Origin of the sequence: Paraburkholderia sp. D15, from assembly GCF_029910215.1 — a bacterium.
In the GTDB taxonomy this organism is placed as follows: Bacteria; Pseudomonadota; Gammaproteobacteria; order Burkholderiales; family Burkholderiaceae; genus Paraburkholderia.
In genome coordinates, this window is sequence record NZ_CP110395.1 from 1,396,964 (window position 1) to 1,417,274 (window position 20,311).

The 20,311-nt window shown below is 66.1% G+C and carries 19 protein-coding genes and 1 tRNA gene; 18 read left to right on the forward strand and 2 right to left on the reverse strand.

The features are described 5' to 3' along the window. Positions 1-49: 49 nt before the first annotated feature. The 13 genes from LFL96_RS06145 (at position 50) to LFL96_RS06205 (ending at position 10,868) form a co-directional block, all read left to right on the forward strand. Positions 50-532: a hypothetical protein gene (locus LFL96_RS06145; RefSeq protein WP_280999200.1), complete on the forward strand. Its 483-nt coding sequence runs from the start codon at positions 50-52 to the stop codon at positions 530-532. Then, on the forward strand, positions 532-843 hold the full coding sequence (locus LFL96_RS06150) for an acyl carrier protein (RefSeq protein ID WP_280999202.1): 312 nt from the start codon (positions 532-534) through the stop codon (positions 841-843). The genes LFL96_RS06145 and LFL96_RS06150 overlap by 1 nt, the downstream gene beginning before the upstream one ends. Next, on the forward strand, positions 843-1,943 hold the full coding sequence (sctJ, locus tag LFL96_RS06155) for a type III secretion inner membrane ring lipoprotein SctJ (RefSeq protein WP_280999204.1): 1,101 nt from the start codon (positions 843-845) through the stop codon (positions 1,941-1,943). The genes LFL96_RS06150 and sctJ overlap by 1 nt, the downstream gene beginning before the upstream one ends. Further along, positions 1,940-2,527, forward strand: coding sequence for a hypothetical protein (locus LFL96_RS06160; protein WP_280999206.1), 588 nt, complete (start codon positions 1,940-1,942; stop codon positions 2,525-2,527). The genes sctJ and LFL96_RS06160 overlap by 4 nt, the downstream gene beginning before the upstream one ends. Continuing rightward, positions 2,521-3,507: a FliH/SctL family protein gene (locus LFL96_RS06165; protein ID WP_280999208.1), complete on the forward strand. Its 987-nt coding sequence runs from the start codon at positions 2,521-2,523 to the stop codon at positions 3,505-3,507. The genes LFL96_RS06160 and LFL96_RS06165 overlap by 7 nt, the downstream gene beginning before the upstream one ends. Then, positions 3,504-4,475: a FliM/FliN family flagellar motor switch protein gene (locus tag LFL96_RS06170; RefSeq protein WP_280999210.1), complete on the forward strand. Its 972-nt coding sequence runs from the start codon at positions 3,504-3,506 to the stop codon at positions 4,473-4,475. The genes LFL96_RS06165 and LFL96_RS06170 overlap by 4 nt, the downstream gene beginning before the upstream one ends. Beyond that, positions 4,472-5,119, forward strand: coding sequence for an EscR/YscR/HrcR family type III secretion system export apparatus protein (locus tag LFL96_RS06175; protein WP_280999212.1), 648 nt, complete (start codon positions 4,472-4,474; stop codon positions 5,117-5,119). The genes LFL96_RS06170 and LFL96_RS06175 overlap by 4 nt, the downstream gene beginning before the upstream one ends. Further along, a complete protein-coding gene (gene sctS, locus LFL96_RS06180) occupies positions 5,116-5,391 on the forward strand; it encodes a type III secretion system export apparatus subunit SctS (protein WP_280999214.1) in 276 nt (91 codons plus the stop codon). Before LFL96_RS06175 ends, sctS begins: the two co-directional genes overlap by 4 nt. Then, entirely contained in the window at positions 5,388-6,128 is a 741-nt protein-coding gene (locus LFL96_RS06185; RefSeq protein ID WP_280999216.1) for a flagellar biosynthetic protein FliR, read from the forward strand. Before sctS ends, LFL96_RS06185 begins: the two co-directional genes overlap by 4 nt. A 9-nt stretch (positions 6,129-6,137) precedes the next feature. Then, on the forward strand, positions 6,138-6,878 hold the full coding sequence (locus LFL96_RS06190) for an EscU/YscU/HrcU family type III secretion system export apparatus switch protein (RefSeq protein WP_280999218.1): 741 nt from the start codon (positions 6,138-6,140) through the stop codon (positions 6,876-6,878). A gap of 1 nt (position 6,879) precedes the next feature. Next, a complete protein-coding gene (locus LFL96_RS06195) occupies positions 6,880-8,958 on the forward strand; it encodes a flagellar biosynthesis protein FlhA (protein WP_280999220.1) in 2,079 nt (692 codons plus the stop codon). Between the two features lie 72 nt (positions 8,959-9,030). Continuing rightward, on the forward strand, positions 9,031-10,443 hold the full coding sequence (locus tag LFL96_RS06200; protein WP_280999222.1) for a FliI/YscN family ATPase: 1,413 nt from the start codon (positions 9,031-9,033) through the stop codon (positions 10,441-10,443). After that, entirely contained in the window at positions 10,443-10,868 is a 426-nt protein-coding gene (locus LFL96_RS06205) for a hypothetical protein (RefSeq protein WP_280999224.1), read from the forward strand. Before LFL96_RS06200 ends, LFL96_RS06205 begins: the two co-directional genes overlap by 1 nt. 189 nt (positions 10,869-11,057) lie before the next feature. Here LFL96_RS06205 and LFL96_RS06210 read toward each other — a convergent pair whose 3' ends face one another. Continuing rightward, positions 11,058-12,011, reverse strand: coding sequence for a DUF1521 domain-containing protein (locus LFL96_RS06210; protein WP_280999226.1), 954 nt, complete (start codon positions 12,009-12,011; stop codon positions 11,058-11,060). A gap of 208 nt (positions 12,012-12,219) precedes the next feature. Further along, complete coding sequence (locus LFL96_RS06215) at positions 12,220-13,194, reverse strand: DUF1521 domain-containing protein (protein ID WP_280999228.1); 975 nt, start codon at positions 13,192-13,194, stop codon at positions 12,220-12,222. Between the two features lie 280 nt (positions 13,195-13,474). Here LFL96_RS06215 and LFL96_RS06220 point away from each other — a divergent pair, with 280 nt between their 5' ends. The 5 genes from LFL96_RS06220 (at position 13,475) to LFL96_RS06240 (ending at position 20,294) form a co-directional block, all read left to right on the forward strand. Next, positions 13,475-15,226, forward strand: coding sequence for a DUF6543 domain-containing protein (locus LFL96_RS06220; protein ID WP_280999230.1), 1,752 nt, complete (start codon positions 13,475-13,477; stop codon positions 15,224-15,226). A gap of 354 nt (positions 15,227-15,580) precedes the next feature. Beyond that, on the forward strand, positions 15,581-17,563 hold the full coding sequence (acs, locus tag LFL96_RS06225; protein WP_280999232.1) for an acetate--CoA ligase: 1,983 nt from the start codon (positions 15,581-15,583) through the stop codon (positions 17,561-17,563). 103 nt (positions 17,564-17,666) lie between these two features. After that, positions 17,667-18,128, forward strand: a complete 462-nt coding sequence (locus LFL96_RS06230) for a DUF4212 domain-containing protein (protein ID WP_280999234.1) — start codon at positions 17,667-17,669, stop codon at positions 18,126-18,128. Beyond that, positions 18,125-20,143: a sodium:solute symporter family protein gene (locus LFL96_RS06235; protein ID WP_280999236.1), complete on the forward strand. Its 2,019-nt coding sequence runs from the start codon at positions 18,125-18,127 to the stop codon at positions 20,141-20,143. Before LFL96_RS06230 ends, LFL96_RS06235 begins: the two co-directional genes overlap by 4 nt. 60 nt (positions 20,144-20,203) lie before the next feature. Then, positions 20,204-20,294 (forward strand) — tRNA-Ser (locus tag LFL96_RS06240). Positions 20,295-20,311: the final 17 nt, after the last annotated feature.

The window sequence follows — 20,311 nt, forward strand, 5'->3', positions numbered from 1 at the left end:
ATCCTCATTAACCAGGACGAAGACGCCCGCGCGGCGTCTTCGCAAGCACATGAATACGCAGACGGGGCTACGGGAAGACACGCTGGAACTGCTGATCGCGATCGGTCATCTGGCGCGCGTCTACCGGTATTTCGACGAAGCGCGCTATCTGTTCGAGCGGCTCGCGACGGTGTATCCGCAGCGCGCCTTTCCCTATCTCGGGCTGGGGCTGATCGAGGTCGATCGCGCGAATTATCGCGGCGCCGCGCGGCTGTTCGGCCACGCGCTCGAACTCGTGCCGGACAACGCGCAGGCCTGCGCGTGGCTCGGCGCGTCCCAGGTGCTCGAAGGCCATTTCGCGCTCGGCGTGCGCACCTTGCTGAACGTGATCGGCAGCGACGAGCCCAGCGCGGCGGCGATGGCCGAGGCCTTTCTCAAGCTGCCGGAATGTGCGCCTTTCACCCGCGGCGTGCGCATCCATCGAGCCGCGCAGTCCGCGCCCGTGCCGTCGTTCTCCACCCTCAACCGACTGAATTTTCGAGGCCGTCACTGATGTTGCAACTTCCTCCCACCACGCCGCCGGCCTTTACCGGTGCATCGGATCCCAGCCTGTCCCTGCAGGCCAGCACCGGCGATCCGGGTTCGATGATGGATCGTCTGCTCGCACGCGCGCAGGACGCGCAGGACCTGTCGATCCAGCAATTGTCGAATCACCTCGACCAGCTCGGCTCCGGCCGCGTGTCGACCATCGACCTGCTGCGCATGCAGGCCGACATGGGCGCCTACTCGGTGCGCGTGCAGATGACGGTGCGCGTCGCCGACCAGATCGGCAACGCGATCCAGACGCTGTCGCAGCGAAGCTGATGCGCCGCGCCCTGTACGTGCTGCCGGTCCTGATGCTGCTCGCCGGCTGCAAGATCTCATTGTTCGAGGGACTGGACGAGGACCAGGCGAACCACATCGTCGCCGCGCTCAGTCATCACGGCATCACCGGCTACAAGGAGCGTAACGCGGATCGCACGTGGAACGTGTCGGTCGACGACGCCGACGCGGTGATCGCCACCGAACTCGCGAGCGCCTATGCGCTGCCGCGCGGCGGGCATGCGAATCTTGGCGACCTGTTCAGCCGCCAGGGCCTGATTTCGAGTCCCGAGGAAGACCGCGTGCGTTTCGTGTACGGCTTGTCGCAGGAGCTGTCGGAGACGCTCGAGAAGATGGACGGCGTGCTGCTCGCGCGGGTGCACATCGTGCTGCCGGAGAAGGACCCGATGGACCCCGCGCAGGACACGTTGCCGTCCGCGTCGGTGATGATGCGTTACCGCAGCGACTACAACCTCGAGCTGATGCGCGACCGGATTCGCTCGATGGTGGCGGGCAGCGTCGAAGGTCTGACGCCGGCGCGCGTGTCGTTGACGCTGCTGCCGGTGACGCCGGTGCTGACGTTTCCCGGCAATTGCGGTGGCGATGATGCCGACGGTCCTGCCGCCGCGGTGCCAGCGGGCGGGGTCGCCGCGACGGATTGTTCGCGCGCCGGTGGCGCGGGCATGTCACGCGTGACGGCGCTGCTGGCTGCGCTGGCGCTTGCGGTGATGGCCGGTAGCGGTTTCGCGTGGCTATGGCGGTCGGGACGGCGTAGCTGGTTCACGCGCAAGCCGCGCGGCCCGGCGGGTGGGGCCGCCGATGGTGCGAATCGGGCGAACCGGGCGAATGGCGGTAGCGGGGCGGGCGATCGGCCGGCCAGCGCTGCTGCGCAAACGGCGGTCGCGGTCGATGCCGATACCGCCGCTGCGAATGCCGCCAACGCTGCCGCTGCTGCCAACGCCGAGGCTGGTGCCAACGCCAACGCCAACGCCAACGCCAACGCCAACGCCAACGCCAACGCGCAAACCGAGGCCGCCGGCGGCACAGACCCCACCGATCCCACCGATCCCGCACCCGGCATGCACGCCGGAGGTCACGCATGACGCCCGCTCGAACACATCCCTATTTCCACGCTCCCGCGTGCTGGGCGCACCACAGTTGGCTGGAATCCGGCCGCCCGGTCCGTCACGAGTGGACCCTGCGCGCCGCTCACGCCTTCCTGTTCGACCGCTATCCGCAACTGCGCCAGGCGTTACCGGCCGACGCACCCGACGCGCTCCCCGCATGGTCACGCCCAGCCTGCGCGCGGCTGTGTCGCATCGCCGCGTCGCTGGCGCTCGCGCCGTCGTTGCGCCGCATCGTCGCGGCGTCCGCGCGCACGGCCTTCGCGGCCAGCGTCGCGCCGCGCGTGCTCGAAGCGCTGCAACGTCATCCGCGGGCCGCCTCGCGAGAACTGACGGTCGAGCCCATGCCATCGCCGTTCGACCGGCGCGAGATGACCGCGCTCGGCCTCGCGCTTGCGCAACAGGCAGGCACTGGTTCGGGTCACGCGTTCTGGTGGAGTCTGCGCTTGCCGCGCGAGATCGCCCAACGTGCGCTGACCTATCGCACCCCCCATTTGACGATGGCCGATGCGCGCGATCTGCTGATCGACGCACGGCGCTTGATGGAGACAACCCGATGCTGATCTGCCGGATGGGCGCATGGCATATCGAGTCCGACGGACATCTGAGCGCGCGCGAACTCGCGTCGCTCGACGGCCTGCGTGCCGTCGAGGCGCAGCGCGCGGCCGAAGCCGAACAGGAACGCGAACGCGTCGACGAACGGGCGCGCGAAATGAAACGGCGCGCGTGGCGTCACGGGCACGCGGCCGGCAAGCTCGAAGCGCTGCGCGAACACGCGGGACGCGAGGCCGCGGCGGCGTTCGTCGCGCATCGGCTGGAGGAGCGGCTCGCGCAGATCGTGCTGGGCGTGGTCAACGACATCGTCGGCGAATTGCCGCCGTCGGCCGCGCTTACGCATCAATTGCGGCGCGTGGTGGCGGTCGCGCAATCGCAGCGGCTCGTGTCGATCCGCGTGGCGCCGGCCGTGTTCGACGACACCGCGCAGCTCGCGTCGACGCTCGAACGCGAGTTCGGCGCGCCGCTGTGCACGGTGCTCGCCGATGCGGGATTGCCCGCGCATTCCTGCGTGGTCGAGACGGAGGCAGGCGTGATCGACGGCGGTCTGGCCGTGCAGTTGCGGGCGCTGGAACGCGGCGTTCGCGAGGGCATCGCCGCGGTGTTGCGTCGCTACGACCTTGCGGACAGCGCGGGACGCACGACGATCGACGTGATCGAGGAGGGCGTGCGCGAGACGCTGGTGGCGCTGGCCGCGCCGATGCCGATGCCGATGTCGATGCCGATGCCGGTGCCGGTGCCGATGCCGATGCGAAGGGCCGGGCATAAGGCCGAACACAACGCCGAACACAACGCCGAACACAACGCCGAACACAACGCCGAACACAACGCCGAACACAACGCCGGGCACATGGCCGGACTCGAGGCTGGACACACGGCTGGACACCAGGCCGTGCCTACCCCGCCCGCCACCTCGATCGACCCCCAAGCAATCCACGCGCCGCCGCGACCACGGCGATCCGGCGTCTTCATCCGGGGCGTCGCATGACCCTCTGGCCCGATCTCCCGACCCTGACGCGCGCCGACGCCGAACGCCACAACCTCGCGCTGCAACACTTCGGCCGGCCGCGCGCGGTGCGCGTCGGCGCGCGCGCATTCACGCTCGAATTCGAGCCGAGCCGCGCGCGCTATCCGCTGCGTCTGTCCGGCACGGCGGCGCAGGCGCCGTTCAGCGCGGTCTGCGATGTCGGCGCGTTGCTGCCCGAACTTGCGCCGACGGTGCTCGACGCGCTCGGCGACGCGGCGCCCGCGCACGTCGCCGCCGCGTTGAGCGAATGGCTGTGCGCGCTCGAAGGCCTGTTCGGCTTCACGATCGAACTGAACGCGATCGGCTTCGACGCGCTACCCGAAGCGGGCGCCTACGGCCTCGCCGTCACGCAGACGACGAGCGGCCGCACCGCCCACTTCTCGTTCCATTGCCCGGCGGTCGATGCGTGGCTACATCGCCACGTACTCGCCGCACCGCCCGGCGACGCGCTGCTGCGCCGCCTGATGGTGCGCATGCCGATCTGCATGCCGGGGCCGTCGCTGTCGCTGCCGCGTCTGCGCCGGCTCGCGGTCGGCGACGCGCTGCTGTTCGACCGTCACGCGCGCTATCTGCGGCTGCCGCTGCGGCTCGGCGCGTGCCGGATTCTATTGAAGTTCACTGAGGAGCACACCTTGATAGACCAAGTCCTGAATGATGAAACGCCTGCCGTCGAAGTGACCAGCGAACTGCTGCCCATCGACTCCCTGACCTTCGCGTTCGACGCGGTGCTCGGCACGCTGTCGCTGTCGGTCGCCGAACTCGCGCATCTGCGTCAGGGCTCGATCGTCGCGTTCCGTTTGCCCGCGAGCGAACGCACGGTGACGCTGCTGTGCCAGGGCATTCCGTTCGCGCGCGGCGAGCTGATCGAGATCGAAGGCTCGCTCGGCGTGCGCGTGACCCGGCTCACCCAGGAGGACCGCCCGGCATGAACGGTCCCGAACTCGACCAGTTGCCGGTCATCAGTCTGTTCTTCATGCTGGGGCTGCTGCCGCTCGCGGTCGTGATGACCACCTCGTTCACGAAGTTCAGCATCGTGCTGACGCTGCTGCGCTCCGCGCTCGGCGTGCAGCAGGCGCCGAGCAATCTGGCGATTTCGGGCATCGCGCTCGCGGCGACCCTGGTCGTGATGGCGCCGACCGTCGCGAAGATCGACGCGGCCTTACCCGCGACCGACAACGGCGAGTTCAAGCTGCCGCGTCCGGGCGAACTGGTGCAGGCGGTGCGCGGACCGCTCGGCGAATTCATGCTCGCGCATTCGCGGCCCGACGAGCGCAAGTTCCTGGTGGGCGCGGCCAAACGCATCGACCCCGCGCGCGACGCGCGGGAGACCGACCTCAGTCTGCTGATTCCGGCATTTCTGATCGGCGAGATCTCGAGCGGTTTCGAGGCGGGCTTTCTGCTGTACATCGCGTTTCTCGTGGTGGATCTGGTGGTCGCCAACGTGCTCACCGCGATGGGCATGGTGATGCTGTCGCCGAGCACGGTATCGATTCCGTTGAAGCTGTTCATCTTCGTGTCGGTGTCCGGCATCTCGAAGCTGATGCATGCGCTGATCGTCGGATACGTGAAATGACCGCGCATCCTTCTCTTGCGACGCTCTCGGCCGACGCGCTGCTGCTGGTGTTCTGGCTGTCGCTGCCGGCGCTCGCGGTGGCGACGATCGTCGGTCTGCTGGTCGGGCTGTTGCAGTCGATCACGCAGATTCAGGATCAGAGCCTGCCGTATGGCGCGAAGATCATCTGCGTGGGCGTCGTGCTGATTGCGACCGGGCCGTGGGCGAGCCGCGAACTCGCGCGTTTTCTGGCGCACGTGTTCACCTACGTCGCGGCGGGGCGTCTGCATTGAACCCGGACTTCATCGGCTATCTGCAGGGTTTCGCGTTCTGCACGATCCGGCCCGCCGTCGCGCTGTTCCTGATTCCGTTCGGACAGAAAGGCTCGCTCGGCATTCTGCTGCGCGTGCCGATGCTGCTCGCGCTGGCGATGCTGCCGCAACAGACCGGCTGGCCGGCCGAACCGTGGCCGGCGTTCTGCATGGAACTGGCGACCGGCGCCGCGCTCGGTCTGCTGCTCGGCACGATCTTTCACGCGGCGGCTGCGGCCGGCGCGGTGCTCGATCAGCAGGGCGGCTATTCGAGCGCGGCGATCTACGACCCGCATTTCCAGCAGGAAGCGGCGCTGTTCGAAACGCTGTTCTCGCAGTTCGCCGCGCTCGTCGTGTTCACCGGTCCCGGCATGCCGCTCGTGTTCGGCTTCTTCGCCGATGCCTGGGCTTTGTGGCCGCCGGGCCGCTGGCGCACCGATCTGCTCGACGTGTTTCAACGCATCGCGCTCGACGGCACGCGCGCGTCGCTGGCCGGGTCGTTCGCGCAGGGCGTGCGGCTCGCGAGTCCGCTGCTCGGTCTGGTGTTGCTGATCGACGTGGCGTTCGGACTGATGACGCGTCACGCGAAACGGCTCAACCCGTTCGCCACCGCGCGCGCGGTCAAGGCGATGGTGCTGTCGTTCGCGGCGATGCTCGGCGTGCCGCCGCTGTTCGAACAATTGCGGCTGCTGTTCGAGCGTCTGATTCATCTGCCGTGAGCGAGAGCAATGAGCGACAAGACCGAAGCGCCTACTCCCAAGCGACTCCGTCGTGCCCGTCAGGACGGCGAGACCGCGAAGAGCTCGCATCTGACGATCGCGTTCAGCGGGCTGTGCTGGTGGCTGTATCTGTTCATCGCGGCACCGCATCTGTATGGGTTGCTCACGCGCCTGATCGAGGGCGCGGCGACGCTCGACGCGAGCCTGCCGTTCCGCGCGCGGCTCGCGTCGACGATCGGCATGTCCGCGTCGTTGCTGCCGTCGCTGCTGGGCGCGCTGGGCGTCGGTGCGCTCGCCGTGCTGGTGCCGGAACTCGCGCAGACGCGCGGCCTCGTGTCGCTCAAGCGCGCGATGCCCGATCTGAAGCGTCTCGATCCGGTCAAGGGATTCAAGCAGATGTTCAGTCTGCGCCTCGTGTGGGATACGGCGCTGACGCTGCTGCAATTCGCCGTGCTGCTGTTTCTGTTCGGGCAGGCGCTGATCGCGTGGCTGCGGCAACTCGCGCCGCTTTACGGCTATGCGCTGCCCGCGCACCTCGGCTTTATCGCGGCCGCGCATTCGCATCTGCTGGTGTGGATGGCCGCGTCGCAGATCGCGCCGGCGGTGGCCGATTTTGTCATTCAACGGTTCTTGTGGCTGCGCAACCTGCGCATGGACAAGAACGAAATCAAACGCGAATACCGCGACGACGAAGGCGATCCTTACGTCAAGGGCCGGCGTCGCGCGCTTCATCGGGAGCTTGGTCAATAACATGCTGAACCGTTCCATTCTGAGCCGCTACGACCTGTCGGCGTTTTTCGCGCGGCATGCGGACCTTGCCGTCGCGGTCGGCTTGCTGGCCGTGCTCGCGCTGCTGATCGTGCCGGTGCCGCCGTTCGTGCTCGACCTGTTCATCTGCGTGAGCTTCGCGTCGAGTCTCACGATGCTCGCCACCACGCTATACGTGACGAAAGCGGTGGACCTCGCGAGCTTTCCGTCGCTGCTGCTGATTACCACGCTGTTGCGCCTGTCGCTCGCCATCGCGTCGACCAAGATGATCCTGCTGCATGCCCACGCCGGGCAGATCATCGGCGCGTTCGGCGAACTGGTGGTGGGCGGCAACGTCGCGGTTGGGCTCGTGGTGTTCATCGTGCTCGCGGCGATCCAGTTCATCGTGGTGGCGAAAGGCGCGGACCGGGTCGCCGAAGTCGGCGCGCGCTTCACGCTCGACGGCATTCCCGGCCGGCAGATGAGTATCGACGCGGATCTGCGCACCGGCGTGATCTCGCCCGCGCAGGCGAGCCGGGCGCGCGCGGCGCTCGAACGCGAGACGTATTTCTACGGCTCGCTCGACGGCGCGATGAAGTTCGTCAAGGGCGATGCGGTCGCGGGGCTCGTCGTCGCGCTGGTGAACATCGTGGGCGGCCTCGCGGTCGGGATCGCGCAGCGCGGCATGTCGTTCGGCGATGCATTGCGCGCGTACACGATCCTGACCGTCGTCGATGGTCTGGTGTCGCAGATTCCGTCGCTGATCGTGTCGGTGTCGGCGGGCATTCTGGTCACGCGCGTAGCGGCCGCCGACAGCGCGAACGCGCATCTCGGCGGCGACATCTACCGGCAGTTGACCGTGCATCCGAAGGCGCTCGGCATGGCCGGCGTGGCGTGCTGTGCGCTCGCCGCGATTCCGGGTTTTCCGCATCTGCAGTTCCTGCTGGCCGGCGGGCTGCTGGTCGTGCTCGCGCTCACACTGATGCGCAACAACACGCTCGCCACCAACTCGCAGCGCGCGCTGATGCCGGGCATGACGCGCGACGGCGGCAACTACGTGCCGCGCATCCTCGACGATGTCGAACTGGGCACGAGCGCGTCGCTGCGATTGCGGCTCGGCGTGCAGGCGTTCGAAGCGCTGCGTCCCGAGGCGCTGAACCGTCAGCTCGGGCAGTTGCGGCGCCGCCTGATGGTGGAGCTGGGCGTGCCGTTTCCGGGGCTCGCGTTGCTGCGCGACGCGCGGCTCGCGCCGGAGCGCTACATCGTCGATATCGAGGACGTGCCGTTCGCGAGCGGCACGCTGGTCGCCGCGCACACGCTGGTCAGCGGCGACGCGGGCCGGATCGGGTTCGATGGTGTCGGCGGCTATCGTCCGCATGCGGAAAAATCGGTGTGGGTGCCGAACGCGCAGGCCGCGTCGATCGACGACCCCTCGATTGCGAAGGCCAGCGTCGACGAAGCGTTGTGCGAGCACCTGGGCGAAGTGTGCGAGCGCTCGGCGGCGGATTTTCTCGGCACCCAGGAGACGCGCTTTCTGCTCGATCAGCTCGGCATCGAGTTTCGCGAGCTGGTCGGGCAGGCGACGCAATCCGTCAGTGTCGTGCAGATTGCGGGCGTGCTGCGGCAACTGTTGCAGCAGCGCGTGCCGATCCGCAATCTGCGCGCGATTCTCGAAGCCGTGGTGCGTGTGCCGGGCGGCGAGCGCACGCTCGACCGGATGGTGCGCGATGCCCGCATTCAGCTCGGCCGGCAGATATCGCGCATTTATGCCGATCTGGAAACGTGGACCATCGTCGCGGCCGTGCTCGATCCCGCGTGGGAAGCGAGCCTCGAAGCGCAGATACGCAGCGGCATGGACGGCGAGCCCGTGTGCGTGTTGTCGGCGGAGGAACTGGAGCGCGCGCAGCAGGTGCTCGGCGGCGATCTCTCCGGGATCGGACTGGTGGTCACGAACGCGGTGCTGCGCCCGCATCTCGCGCGGTTGTTGCGCGACTTCGGCTGGCGTATCGACGTACTCGCGGTCGAGGAGATTCCGTTCGATATCTACCGGATCAGGACGATCGCGACGTTGGGCGCGCAATGATGGAGGGCGGCATTGAAGCGAAGTATCGAGGTATCGACGTCTCGACGTATCGACGTATCGAAGGAGAAGCGGATGAAAGCGTCGCATGAGAGGGTGCCGGTTTTTTCCTCCACGCCGTCCTTGCGTGGACGGGTTGTCGAAGCGCGCGGCGTGATCGCGCGCGTGGTCGGCGTGTCGTTGCGGATCGGCGAGAAGGTGCGATTGGTGCGGCCCGATACGCTCGAAGCGCAATACGGCGAAGTGATCGGCTTCGCGCAGGAAGGCGCGCTGGTGATGCCGCTTGCTGGGCTCGCGGGACTGTCGGATATCACCGAGGTGCAGGGTTGCGGGACGAGTTGGGGCAGTGTGGACGCACTCGGCTTGCTTGGGCGAGTGGTGGATGGTCTGGGTAATCCGCTCGATGGCGGCGCGTTGCCGGCGGCGGTTGGCGTGGCGAATGCGGAGCGCGTCGCCGCGGACGCGCTCGCGCGTGTTGCACGCGGCAGGGCTGGCGCGATGGATACGCGGCGTTCGTCAGGTTCATCGCGTTCATCCGGCGACGGCGAGACGAGCCTCAATCTGCTCGAACGTCCGGTGATTTCGACGCCGTTCGCGACGGGCGTGCGCGCGATCGATGGTCTGTTGACCTGCGGCGTCGGCCAGCGCACGGGCATTTTCGCGCCGGCTGGCGGCGGCAAGAGCACGATCATGGGCATGATCGCGAACGGCGCATCGACCGATGCGATCGTGGTCGCGCTGATCGGCGAGCGCGGCCGCGAGGTCGGCGAGTTCATTCACGACCACCTCGCGCATCGGCGCGAATCGACGGTGGTGATCGCGGCCACTTCGGACCGGCCGGCCGCCGAACGCATCAAGGCGGCCGAACTCGCTTCCCAGGTGGCGGCGGGCTTGCGCGCGAGCGGCCGTCACGTGCTGCTGCTATTCGATTCGCTCACGCGTTACGCGCGGGCGTTGCGCGAACTGGGCCTCGCGGTCGGCGAGCCGCCGTTGCGCGGCGGTTTTCCGCCGAGCGTGTTCGCACGGTTGCCGCGTTTGATCGAAACCGCGGGCGTGACCGCGCAAGGCAGCATCACCGGTTTCTACACCGTGCTCGCGGACGAGGCCGATCTGTCCGATCCGGTGGCGGAAGAAGCGCGCTCGCTGCTGGATGGGCATATCCAGTTGTCGTCGAAGCTGGGGGCGTCGGGCCACTATCCGGCGATCGACATTCTGCGCAGCCGTAGCCGTTTGATGAATCGTGTCGCCGAAGCAGGGCATCGTGACGACGCGAATTGCGTGCGCGACTGGCTCGCGCGTTATGAGGAGGTGGAGATGCTGCTGCAGATCGGCGAGTACGAGCACGGCCACGATACCGCGACCGATCTGGCGATCGCGCGGCGTCCCGCGATCCAGCAGTTCCTGCGGCAACCGTATGACCGCAGCAGCGAGTGGGGCGATTCGCTCGCGCAGTTGCATGCTTTGTGCGCCGATGGTCGTGCGGCGTGATGCGCGACGCGACGCGGGAGGTGGCCTTGTGGCGTCTGCTCGTCAGGGTGCGCGGTCTGCGGGTGCGGCGCACGCTGCGCGCGCTGGCCGGGATGCGGCGAAACGAACGGCAGGCGGCGGCCGTCGTCGAGCAACAGGTCGCGGCGTTGGAACAGCATGCGCGGCAGCGGTTGCATGTGCTGGACTTCTGCCGGCGCGACGTGCGTGCCGGCGCACAATGGCACGCAACGTTACGCGCGCACGACGCGCAGTTGCCGGCGCTGCGTCAGCGCCGCGACGAAGCACAGGCGGCGCACGACGCCGCGCGCGACGAGGCGGCGCGGGCGTTGCGCGCGTGGCAGGTCGAACGGACCCGCGCCGACGATGCGAAGGACAGGTTGAGAGCGGCGCTTGCGGCCGTTGCCGTGAGAGGCGCGCACAGTTAAGGACTGCGGGTGTGAATGGGCGCGGTGATGTTCGCTCGCGCGATGGGACGTCGTTTGCGTTTCCGTCCAATGGTAGCCACCGTGCCGGTTTTTTCGACTGACGGATTGCCGCGAGCCTGTCTTCCGATTGGCTCGCGGCAATCCCGAGGCTGACCGCCGTCGCTGTTGACCCCGTTTCGCGCGGTCCGCCTAGCCCGCTTTCTTCAGGTCGGCGGCGGTCGGTTGCCGGCCGGTCGCCGGGTCCACGAAGCCGTTGCCGTTGGGATTCGCCACCACGGTGTAGCCGTGCGGCGTGGCGTTATCCAGCGCGCGACCGTCGTTGCTCCTCTGCACGGTGAGCGGCGCCGAATTCTGCTGGCTCAGCCCCTTCACCTGATATGCCTGATTGCCCTTGGTGATCGTCACGTTGTCCGCGAACGAGACCTTCGAATTACCCTTGGCCGGCTGCGTGCCGACCGTGACCTTGGTGCTGTCGGGCAACTGGAATGTCATCGTGCCGTTGAACATATTCGACGTCTTGCCTTTGCTGTTCGCATGCTGATCGAGATGCGGGTCGCCGTGAATACTCGTTTGATCGCCGGTCCTCTTGTCAGTCAGGAGCATCGACGATTTGGCCTTGTCGAAATCGAGCTTGTAGTCGCCGAGGTCGATGCTGGCTTTTTTGCCGGACACGCCGGTGTCGGTCCATTGCGTTTGATTCGTGCGGTCCGACCGGTCGCAGTTGCCGCGCTGCATCGGCGGCATGTGCGGCACTTGCGACGAGGCAGTGCCGCAACGTGACGAACTGAACGAACTCTGGGTGTCGAAGTTGCCGGCATTGCCGGCATGGCGGAAGCCGGCCTGCATCTGACTCGCGCCGGGGCCTCGGTTGGTGATGGTGGTCTTCGCGTAGTACGACGAGGTCTGCCCGTTCGATGTGTTCTGTCCGCTGAACGTGAACGAGGCGCGCGAGTAGTTGTCGGCCATCTGCGACATCGGGCGCGATGCGTTGAAGCCGTTGTTGAAGCTACCGTTGAAGCCGCCGTTGAAGCCTTTGTCGATGCCGCCGGCGCGGGAGTTCGACTGTTGCGCGCCGTCGTACGGCGAGTACAGATTGGGGTTGAACGTCTGCGCGAAAACCTGATGCTGCGTCACTGTCTGCATGGTGTGATCTCTTGAGTGAATAAGTCGGCGTGAGAGTCGACGTGGTTCGATATTTTTCCTGCGCGGCGAAGCCCGTCCAGTCGCATCGAAACGAATGCGATTCGACGGCGGCGTGCAAGCGCCGGACTGCGCCGCCGGACGAGTCGTGTTCGACCGTTCGCGCGGCGAGTCGATGCGATATCGAACCACCTCGTGTCGGGCGGTTCGCCTAGCCGGCTTTCTTCAGGTCGGTAGCGGTCGGCTGCTTGCCGGTGGCCGGGTCCACGAAGCCGCTGCCGTTGCGATTCGCCACGACCGTGTAGCCGTCCGGCGTGGCGGCATCGAGCGCGCGGCCGTTGTTGCTCTTCTGCACGGTGAGCGGCGCCGAGCTTTGCTGGCTCAGACCGCTCACCTGATACGCCTGATTGCCCTTCGTGATCGTCACGTTATCCGCGAACGAAATCGACGCGTTGTTCTTTGCGGGCTGCGTGCCGACCGTGACCTTGGTGCTGTCGGGCAACTGGAACGTCATCGTGCCGTTGAACATATCGGACGTTTTTTTGCCGCTGTTCGCGTGCTGCTCGAGGTGCGGGTCGCCGTAGATGTTCGTTTGGTCGCCGGTCTTCTTGTCGGTCAGCAGCATCGACGAATTGGACTTGCTGAAATCCAGTTTGTAGTCGCCGAGGTCGATGCTGGCTTTGTTGTTCGACACGCCCGTATCGGTCCATTGCGATTGATTCGTGCGGCCGGAGCGGTCGCAGTTGCCGTGCTGCGTCGGCGGCATCTGCGGCACTTGCGAACCGGGATACGCGTGTTGGGTGTGCGCAAATGGGCCTTGATTGCCGATGTTGCCGAAGCCCGGCTGCATCTGACCGGCACCTGGACCGCGGTTGGTGATGGTCGTTTTCGCGTAGTACGACGAGGTCTGGCCGTTCGACGTGGTTTGTCCGCTGACCGTGTACGAGGCCCGCGAGAAGTTGCCGGCCATTTGCGACATCGGGCGCGATGCGTTGAAGCCGTTGTTGAAGCCGTTGTTGGCGCCACGGCTGAAGCCGGTGTTAAAGCCGTTGTTGAACCCACCATTAAAGCCGTTGTTGAAGCCGCCGATCCGCGAGTTTTGTGGCTGCTGCGCACCGCCGAACGGCGAGTACAGATTGGGGTTGAACGTTTGCGTGAAGAACTGGCTTTGCGTCACTGTCTGCATAGTGTGATCCCTTGAATGAACGAGTCGGCGTGAGGTTGCGAGCCGGGTCCGCGTTGCCGACGGTCTTGATGCGGCTCCGGGAGTTCATTAGTAGAGAGATCGGAAATTGATTCGAGATACTTATTTATAGTTTGGGAGACGAAGATGAATTTCTCTGCGCTGGGTCGCGAAACGAGTGTGGGCGCGCTGAAATAGATACGACCTGTCGATGTTGCAGATGCGTTGCAATGACCTGCCCAGGTAGCCGTTTTGACTGTTTAACCGAAAAGGAAGCAGCGCGATGAAAATCTCTTCTGGTAGTCATTTGCCGCACGAACGCAGTCCAATCGAAGGCGGGCGGCGCGATGCGGGTGAGGGTGTCGATGCGTCGTCCCGACCTGCGACGCTCGATGCGCCAGGCGAAATCGGCGCGCGCCTGCCTCTGCGCGGCACGGATCGTAGCCCGGAGCAAGGCGCTGACGTAGCCTCGCAAACCTACGCCGTGCTGCAAAAGTATGCGAGCGCGCCGGCCGCGGACCTGCGCGCCGATTCGCGGACAGCAGGCCTGTATCGGGACGGCAAAGGTAACGCGTACATCAACGCAAACGACCGGGCATACGCGGTCAGATACGACCGGGACAACGGCACGTGGCGTCTTCATCACTCCGCCGAGCCGGCGAAGGCACAGTATCCGGTTAGAAGCGACGGGCGGGGCAACTGGGAAATCCACCACGAAGTCGGTTTGCTGGGCGGCGGCCCGCGAATATCCCACGAGATAAAAGATCAGATTGCGGCGTTGCTGCGTGACGGATGGTCCAACGCCGCCGTGATGAAGATGTTTTCAATCAGCCAATCCGTGGTCTACGCGGTAAGGGACAGGATTGCCATGCCGCCAGCAGTGCCTCTCGCTTCGTTCGAATTCAGGGAAAACGTCGCGACACGACTGGCCGCCGGGACGCCGGCAGCGCAGATCGCGCGCGAGCTCGGTGTGCATCCGCGAACGGTGCTGTTGATAGAGGAGGCGCGGCGAGCGACGACTCCGCGACTGAGGGATATCCGACTGCCGGGGCCGTCAACCGGTGGCGAAGCGAGTGTCCGTGGCGAAGGAGACGGGACCGTATCGCCGACGCAAGCCACTCGTCGTTTGCAGATGCACGAAATCCTCGATCGTAATATCACGCGCCCCCCGCCGCGTGTCGCGACAATTTCGGATGTATGCGCGATGCGCAATGGCGGCTGGAGTGACACTGCCATTAGAAATGTACTGAAGTTATCCGACGAGCGATGGGAGGCCTTGGGGCTGCGTCGGCCCTCGGGCAGTAGCACCCCGTCGGCGCCACAGCAGTTGCGCCCCGACCTGGTTGCCGGGACAAGCGGTCGGATGTCCGACGCACAGGTAGCGCGAGAATTGGGCGTGCAGCAGCAAATGGTCCGTTTGCCGGGCGATGCGCAGCCGGAGCGAACGCCGGCTCTGGCGTCGCGAATGCCGTTGGCCCCGGTGGGCGCGTTGCCGGCTCGTGCCGTGCCCTCATCGACCGTGTCGCGGCGGCCGCCGTCGCCTCAGCCAGGCACCTCGACGGGCGGCGAGACGTATCCGCGACTGGGAAGCGGAGGTAGCGGACAGTCCGATTCCGCGCCGCCACCAAAACGTTTGCGGACCGAAAGCGTGCCGCCGGACGGGGCGCAGGCGCTGAACTTCGCGGTCATCAAGCGGCTGGGGCAGGGTGTCGAGAGCGGGCAGGTCGCACGGGAACTGCGCATTCCAGAGCGTGACGTCGTGCGCATGGGCATCGCGCATCTGGAACGGTTGATCGGGATGCACGAAGGGCCGGGCCACGATGCGCGCCCCGGCGATGCCGCGCGATCGCACACCGTGTCTCGTGCATCGACGGAGCCCGAGCCGCAGCGGATGCGCGTGCCGCCAGAGGCGGTCGCGAGAAGCGATCGTGCGATGCTGGACCGGCTGCTCGACGAGGAATTCTCGGATCTCGACATGACGGCGTTCAAGGCGTTGATCGGCGAGTCTCCTGAACATTCTCCCGAGCAGGGTTGAGCAACTGGCCCTGACCGACGTTGTGCTTCGCGGCGGATCGACCGGTCACCCACGGGTTAACACGGAGCGGCGCGAAGAAAGGCCGCTCGCCCGTCCTCCGGTTTAACCCTGGTATCCATCACGCGCTTCGCGCCAGGCCGCGCATGCCGCATCCCCCAGCCCCGCGCCATTGCCGGCCTGCATCAGCTAACATGACAATCCCAGCGTCTCCAACGACGCCTTGCCTTGCGGCGCATGTAAGTGACGGGTAAGTTGCGGCCTTTATTTTGGCGACATGCCGTCCCGTTTGCATGACGCGGCGCGCCACGCGCGCCGCCACAGGTTTTACGTTTCATCTTCACCAAGGGGTTGTCGATGTCTGCGATTGAATCCGTTCTTCAGGAACGCCGTGTTTTCCCGCCCTCCGCCGAAGCAGCGGCGGGCGCCGCGATCTCCGGCATGGATGCGTACCGGGCGCTCGCCGCCGAGGCGGAACGCGATTACGAAGGTTTCTGGGGGCGCCTCGCCCGCGAAACGCTGAGCTGGAACACGCCGTTCACCAAGGTGCTCGACGAGTCGAACGCGCCGTTCTATACGTGGTTCGAGGACGGCCGGCTGAATGCGTCGTACAACAGCCTCGACCGTCACGTCGAAGCCGGCAACGGCGAGCGCGTCGCGATCGTGTTCGAGGCCGACGACGGCACCGTCACCAATGTCACCTATCAGGATCTGCTGCAGCGCGTGTCGCGTTTCGCCAATGCGCTGAAGGCGCGCGGCGTGAAGAAGGGCGACCGCGTGGTGATCTACATGCCGATGTCGATCGAAGGCATCGTCGCGATGCAGGCCTGCGCGCGGATCGGCGCCACGCACTCGGTGGTGTTCGGCGGCTTCTCGTCGAAGTCGCTGAACGAACGTCTGGTCGACGTGGGCGCGGTTGCGCTGGTCACCTCCGACGAACAGATGCGCGGCGGTAAAGCGCTGCCGCTGAAGAACATCGCCGACGAAGCGCTCGCCATGGGCGGCTGCGACGCGGTGAAGAGCGTGATCGTCTATCAGCGCACCGGCGGCAAGGTCGCGTGGCACGAAGGCCGCGACGTGTGGATGCACGAACTCACGCAGGCCGAATCGGATCAGTGCGCGCCCGAGTGGGTCGAGGCCGAGCATCCGTTGTTCATCCTGTACACGTCCGGTTCGACCGGCAAGCCGAAGGGTGTGCAGCACAGCACCGGCGGCTATCTGCTGTGGACCGCGCAGACCCTGAAGTGGACCTTCGACTGGAAGCCCACCGACGTGTTCTGGTGTACCGCCGACATCGGCTGGATCACCGGCCATAGCTACATCACGTACGGGCCGCTGACGCTCGGCGGCACCCAGGTCGTGTTCGAGGGCGTGCCGACCTATCCGAACGCCGGCCGCTTCTGGGACATGATCGCGAAGCACAAGGTCACGCTGTTCTATACGGCGCCCACCGCGATCCGTTCGCTGATCAAGGCATCCGAGGCCGATGCGAAGGTGCATCCGAAGAGCTACGACCTGTCGTCGCTGCGCATCATCGGCACGGTCGGCGAGCCGATCAATCCGGAAGCGTGGGTGTGGTATCACGAGAACGTCGGCGGCGGCCGCTGCCCGATCGTCGATACGTGGTGGCAGACCGAAACCGGCGGCCACATGATCACGCCGCTGCCGGGCGCCACGCCGCTGGTGCCGGGCTCGTGCACGTTGCCGCTGCCGGGCATCATGGCCGCGGTCGTCGACGAAACCGGTCAGGACGTACCGAACGGGCAGGGCGGCATTCTGGTGGTGAAGCGTCCGTGGCCGTCCATGCTGCGCAACGTGTGGGGCGATCCGGACCGCTACCGGAAGAGCTACTTCCCCGACGAACTCGGCGGCAAGCTGTACCTCGCGGGCGACGGCGCGGTGCGCGACAAGGAGACCGGCTACTTCACGATCATGGGCCGCATCGACGACGTGCTGAACGTGTCGGGCCACCGTCTCGGCACGATGGAGATCGAGTCGGCGCTGGTGTCGAATCCGCTCGTCGCGGAAGCGGCGGTGGTGGGCCGGCCGGATGCGACCACCGGTGAGGCCGTGTGCGCGTTCGTCGTGCTCAAGCGCGCGCGTCCGCAGGGCGAAGAGGCGGTCAAGCTCGCGAACGAATTGCGCGCGTGGGTCGGCAAGGAGATCGGTCCGATCGCGAAGCCGAAGGACATCCGTTTCGGCGAGAACCTGCCGAAGACGCGTTCGGGCAAGATCATGCGCCGCCTGCTGCGTTCGCTCGCGAAGGGCGAGGCGATCACGCAGGACGTGTCGACGCTGGAGAATCCGGCGATTCTCGATCAGCTCGGCGAGTCGCTGTGACCCTCGAACCGGCGTAGCCCGCTGACGCGGACCACGCCACTCGCAAAGCCACCGCGCGGACAATCCCGATTGCCTGCCCGGTGGCTTTTTGATACATAGGCGCATGGCCGCGCCGCACTCCTCCTCTCACGCAACGCTGAATCCCACGCCCGAACCGCCGACGGTCTCGGCGGCGATGGCGCACGCGCATCGAAAGTACTGGCGCTTCAACGTCGTGCTGATCGCGGCGTTGATGACGCTCGGCTTCGTCGTGTCGTTCGTGGTGCCGTTGATGGCGTCTTCGCTGGATGCGGTGCGAGTCGGCGGCTTCAGGTTGCCGTTCTATTTCGGCGCGCAGGGCGCGATCCTGATCTACGTGGCGCTGATCGTCGTGTATATCGTGCTGATGCAGCGCGCGGATCGTCGTTTGCAGCGTGCGTTCGAAGCGGATGCGCGAAACGTTGGCGAGATGCGTGATGACGGCGATGCGGGTGCCGACTTGAGCGCGGCGACTTCCAACTCTGTCCCGGCTTCCACCGCCATGCAAGCTCGCGCCGCGGCGCCGCGCGGACGCCGAACCGAATGAAGCTCACGAACCGGCTGATCCGTTCCTACGCGTTCTACACGCTCGGCTTTCTGCTGTTCATCTATGTGATGTGGCGGATCGAGCGCACCACCGGTCCGGGCGTCTGGATCGGCTATGTGTTCCTGTTCGTGCCGATCGCGGTGTATGCGGTGATCGGTCTGCTGTCGCGTACGTCCGATCTGGTCGAATACTACGTCGCGGGGCGACGCGTACCGTCCGCGTTCAACGGCATGGCGACGGCGGCCGACTGGTTGTCGGCAGCGTCGTTCATCGGGCTTGCCGGGTCGATCTATGCGACCGGCTACGACGGCCTTGCGTATCTGATGGGCTGGACCGGCGGCTATTGCCTCGTCGCGTTCCTGCTCGCGCCGTACGTGCGCAAACTGGCGCGCTATACGATTCCGGATTTTCTCGGCACGCGTTTTTCGAGCAATGCGGTACGCGGTCTTGCCGCGTTGGCGGCGATCCTGTGTTCGTTCGTCTATCTGGTCGCGCAGATTCAGGGTGTGGGCTTGATCGCGACGCGCTTCATCGGCGTCGATTTCGCGGTGGGGATTTTCTGCGGACTCGCGGGGATTCTGGTGTGCTCGTTTCTCGGCGGCATGCGCGCGGTCACGTGGACGCAGGTCGCGCAGTACATCATCCTGATCGCCGCGATCCTGATACCGGTGTCGATGATCGCGCACAAGGACGGCCTCGGCTGGCTGCCGCAATTCAACTACGGCCGCTTGATGGAGCGCGTGGAGGGTCTCGAGAAGCAGGTGCGCGACGCGCCGCTCGAACAGACCGTGCGCGACGACTACCGGCGCCAGGCCGCGCAGATGCAGACGCGGCTCGATACGCTGCCGCAATCGTTCGTCGCGGAGAAGGCGCGGCTCACGCAGGAGGTCGCGGACATGCGGCGGCATAACGGGCCGTTGCGCGACATCAAGGAACGCGAGAAAGCACTCGATCAGTTTCCACGCGATGCCGCCGCCGCGCAGATCGTCTGGACCCAGCGCCGCGACGAGATGCTGCTGCGCGCTGCCGCGCCGGTGCCGATGCACGAGCCGTTTCCCGCCGCCGGCGACGACGAGCGGCGCATTCACGAACGCAATTTTCTGTCGCTGCTGTTGTGTCTGTCGCTCGGCACGGCGAGCCTGCCGCATATCCTGACGCGCTACAACACGACGACCTCGGTCGCTTCCGCGCGACGTTCGGTGGGGTGGACGCTCTTCTTCGTCGCGCTGTTCTATCTGACGGTGCCCGTGCTGGCCGTGCTGATTAAGTACGAGATGCTGACGAACCTGGTGGGGCATCACTTCGCCGATCTGCCGCAATGGTTCACGCAGTGGAGCAGGGTGGAGCCGCGGCTGATCAGCCTGAACGATACGAATGGCGACGGCATCGTGCGCTGGAGCGAAATCCAGATGCAGCCCGATATGGTGGTGCTCGCCGCGCCGGAAATCGCGGGGCTGCCGTACGTGATGTCGGGCTTGATCGCGGCGGGCGCGCTGGCCGCGGCGCTCTCGACGGCGGATGGTTTGCTGCTGACGATCGCCAACGCGTTATCGCACGATGTGTACTACCACATGGTCGATCCGAACGCGTCGAGCCAGCGGCGCGTGACGATCTCGAAGATTCTGCTGCTGGGGGTGGCGTTGTTCGCGTCGTATGTGGCGTCGCTGAATACGGGGAACATTCTGTTCCTGGTGGGCGCGGCGTTTTCGCTGGCAGCGTCGAGTCTGTTTCCGGTGCTGGTGCTCGGCGTGTTCTGGAAGCGCACCACGCGGGCCGGCGCGGTCGCGGGAATGGTGGCGGGGCTGCTGGTGTGCATCTACTACATCGTGTCGACGTATCCGTTCTTCACGCAGATGACGGGTTTCGCGGGGCCGAGGTGGTTCGGCATCGAGCCGATCAGCTCGGGCGTGTTCGGCGTGCCGGCGGGGTTTCTGGTGGCGATTGCCGTGAGTCTCGCGGACCGTCCGCCGGATGCTTATACGCGGGCGCTGGTGGACTACATCCGGCATCCTTAGGGCGGTTTGCAAGAGGGTGTGGCGCAGGGCGCGAAGTTTGCTATAATTCGGCTCCCCGCCGGAGAGATGGATGAGCGGTTTAAGTCGCACGCCTGGAAAGCGTGTATAGGTTAATAACCTATCCGGGGTTCGAATCCCCGTCTCTCCGCCAGAAAAGTATCCAAGGCC

What these genes read in the sequence shown, in the direction of transcription:
- LFL96_RS06145 (WP_280999200.1), top strand. Translation starts at nt 50, where the DNA reads ATGAATACGCAGACGGGGCTACGGGAAGACACGCTGGAACTGCTGATC.
- LFL96_RS06150 (WP_280999202.1), top strand. Translation starts at nt 532, where the DNA reads ATGTTGCAACTTCCTCCCACCACGCCGCCGGCCTTTACCGGTGCATCG.
- sctJ (WP_280999204.1), top strand. Translation starts at nt 843, where the DNA reads ATGCGCCGCGCCCTGTACGTGCTGCCGGTCCTGATGCTGCTCGCCGGC.
- LFL96_RS06160 (WP_280999206.1), top strand. Translation starts at nt 1,940, where the DNA reads ATGACGCCCGCTCGAACACATCCCTATTTCCACGCTCCCGCGTGCTGG.
- LFL96_RS06165 (WP_280999208.1), top strand. Translation starts at nt 2,521, where the DNA reads ATGCTGATCTGCCGGATGGGCGCATGGCATATCGAGTCCGACGGACAT.
- LFL96_RS06170 (WP_280999210.1), top strand. Translation starts at nt 3,504, where the DNA reads ATGACCCTCTGGCCCGATCTCCCGACCCTGACGCGCGCCGACGCCGAA.
- LFL96_RS06175 (WP_280999212.1), top strand. Translation starts at nt 4,472, where the DNA reads ATGAACGGTCCCGAACTCGACCAGTTGCCGGTCATCAGTCTGTTCTTC.
- sctS (WP_280999214.1), top strand. Translation starts at nt 5,116, where the DNA reads ATGACCGCGCATCCTTCTCTTGCGACGCTCTCGGCCGACGCGCTGCTG.
- LFL96_RS06190 (WP_280999218.1), top strand. Translation starts at nt 6,138, where the DNA reads ATGAGCGACAAGACCGAAGCGCCTACTCCCAAGCGACTCCGTCGTGCC.
- LFL96_RS06195 (WP_280999220.1), top strand. Translation starts at nt 6,880, where the DNA reads ATGCTGAACCGTTCCATTCTGAGCCGCTACGACCTGTCGGCGTTTTTC.
- LFL96_RS06200 (WP_280999222.1), top strand. Translation starts at nt 9,031, where the DNA reads ATGAAAGCGTCGCATGAGAGGGTGCCGGTTTTTTCCTCCACGCCGTCC.
- LFL96_RS06205 (WP_280999224.1), top strand. Translation starts at nt 10,443, where the DNA reads ATGCGCGACGCGACGCGGGAGGTGGCCTTGTGGCGTCTGCTCGTCAGG.
- LFL96_RS06210 (WP_280999226.1), bottom strand. Translation starts at nt 12,011, where the DNA reads ATGCAGACAGTGACGCAGCATCAGGTTTTCGCGCAGACGTTCAACCCC.
- LFL96_RS06215 (WP_280999228.1), bottom strand. Translation starts at nt 13,194, where the DNA reads ATGCAGACAGTGACGCAAAGCCAGTTCTTCACGCAAACGTTCAACCCC.
- LFL96_RS06220 (WP_280999230.1), top strand. Translation starts at nt 13,475, where the DNA reads ATGAAAATCTCTTCTGGTAGTCATTTGCCGCACGAACGCAGTCCAATC.
- acs (WP_280999232.1), top strand. Translation starts at nt 15,581, where the DNA reads ATGTCTGCGATTGAATCCGTTCTTCAGGAACGCCGTGTTTTCCCGCCC.
- LFL96_RS06230 (WP_280999234.1), top strand. Translation starts at nt 17,667, where the DNA reads ATGGCCGCGCCGCACTCCTCCTCTCACGCAACGCTGAATCCCACGCCC.
- LFL96_RS06235 (WP_280999236.1), top strand. Translation starts at nt 18,125, where the DNA reads ATGAAGCTCACGAACCGGCTGATCCGTTCCTACGCGTTCTACACGCTC.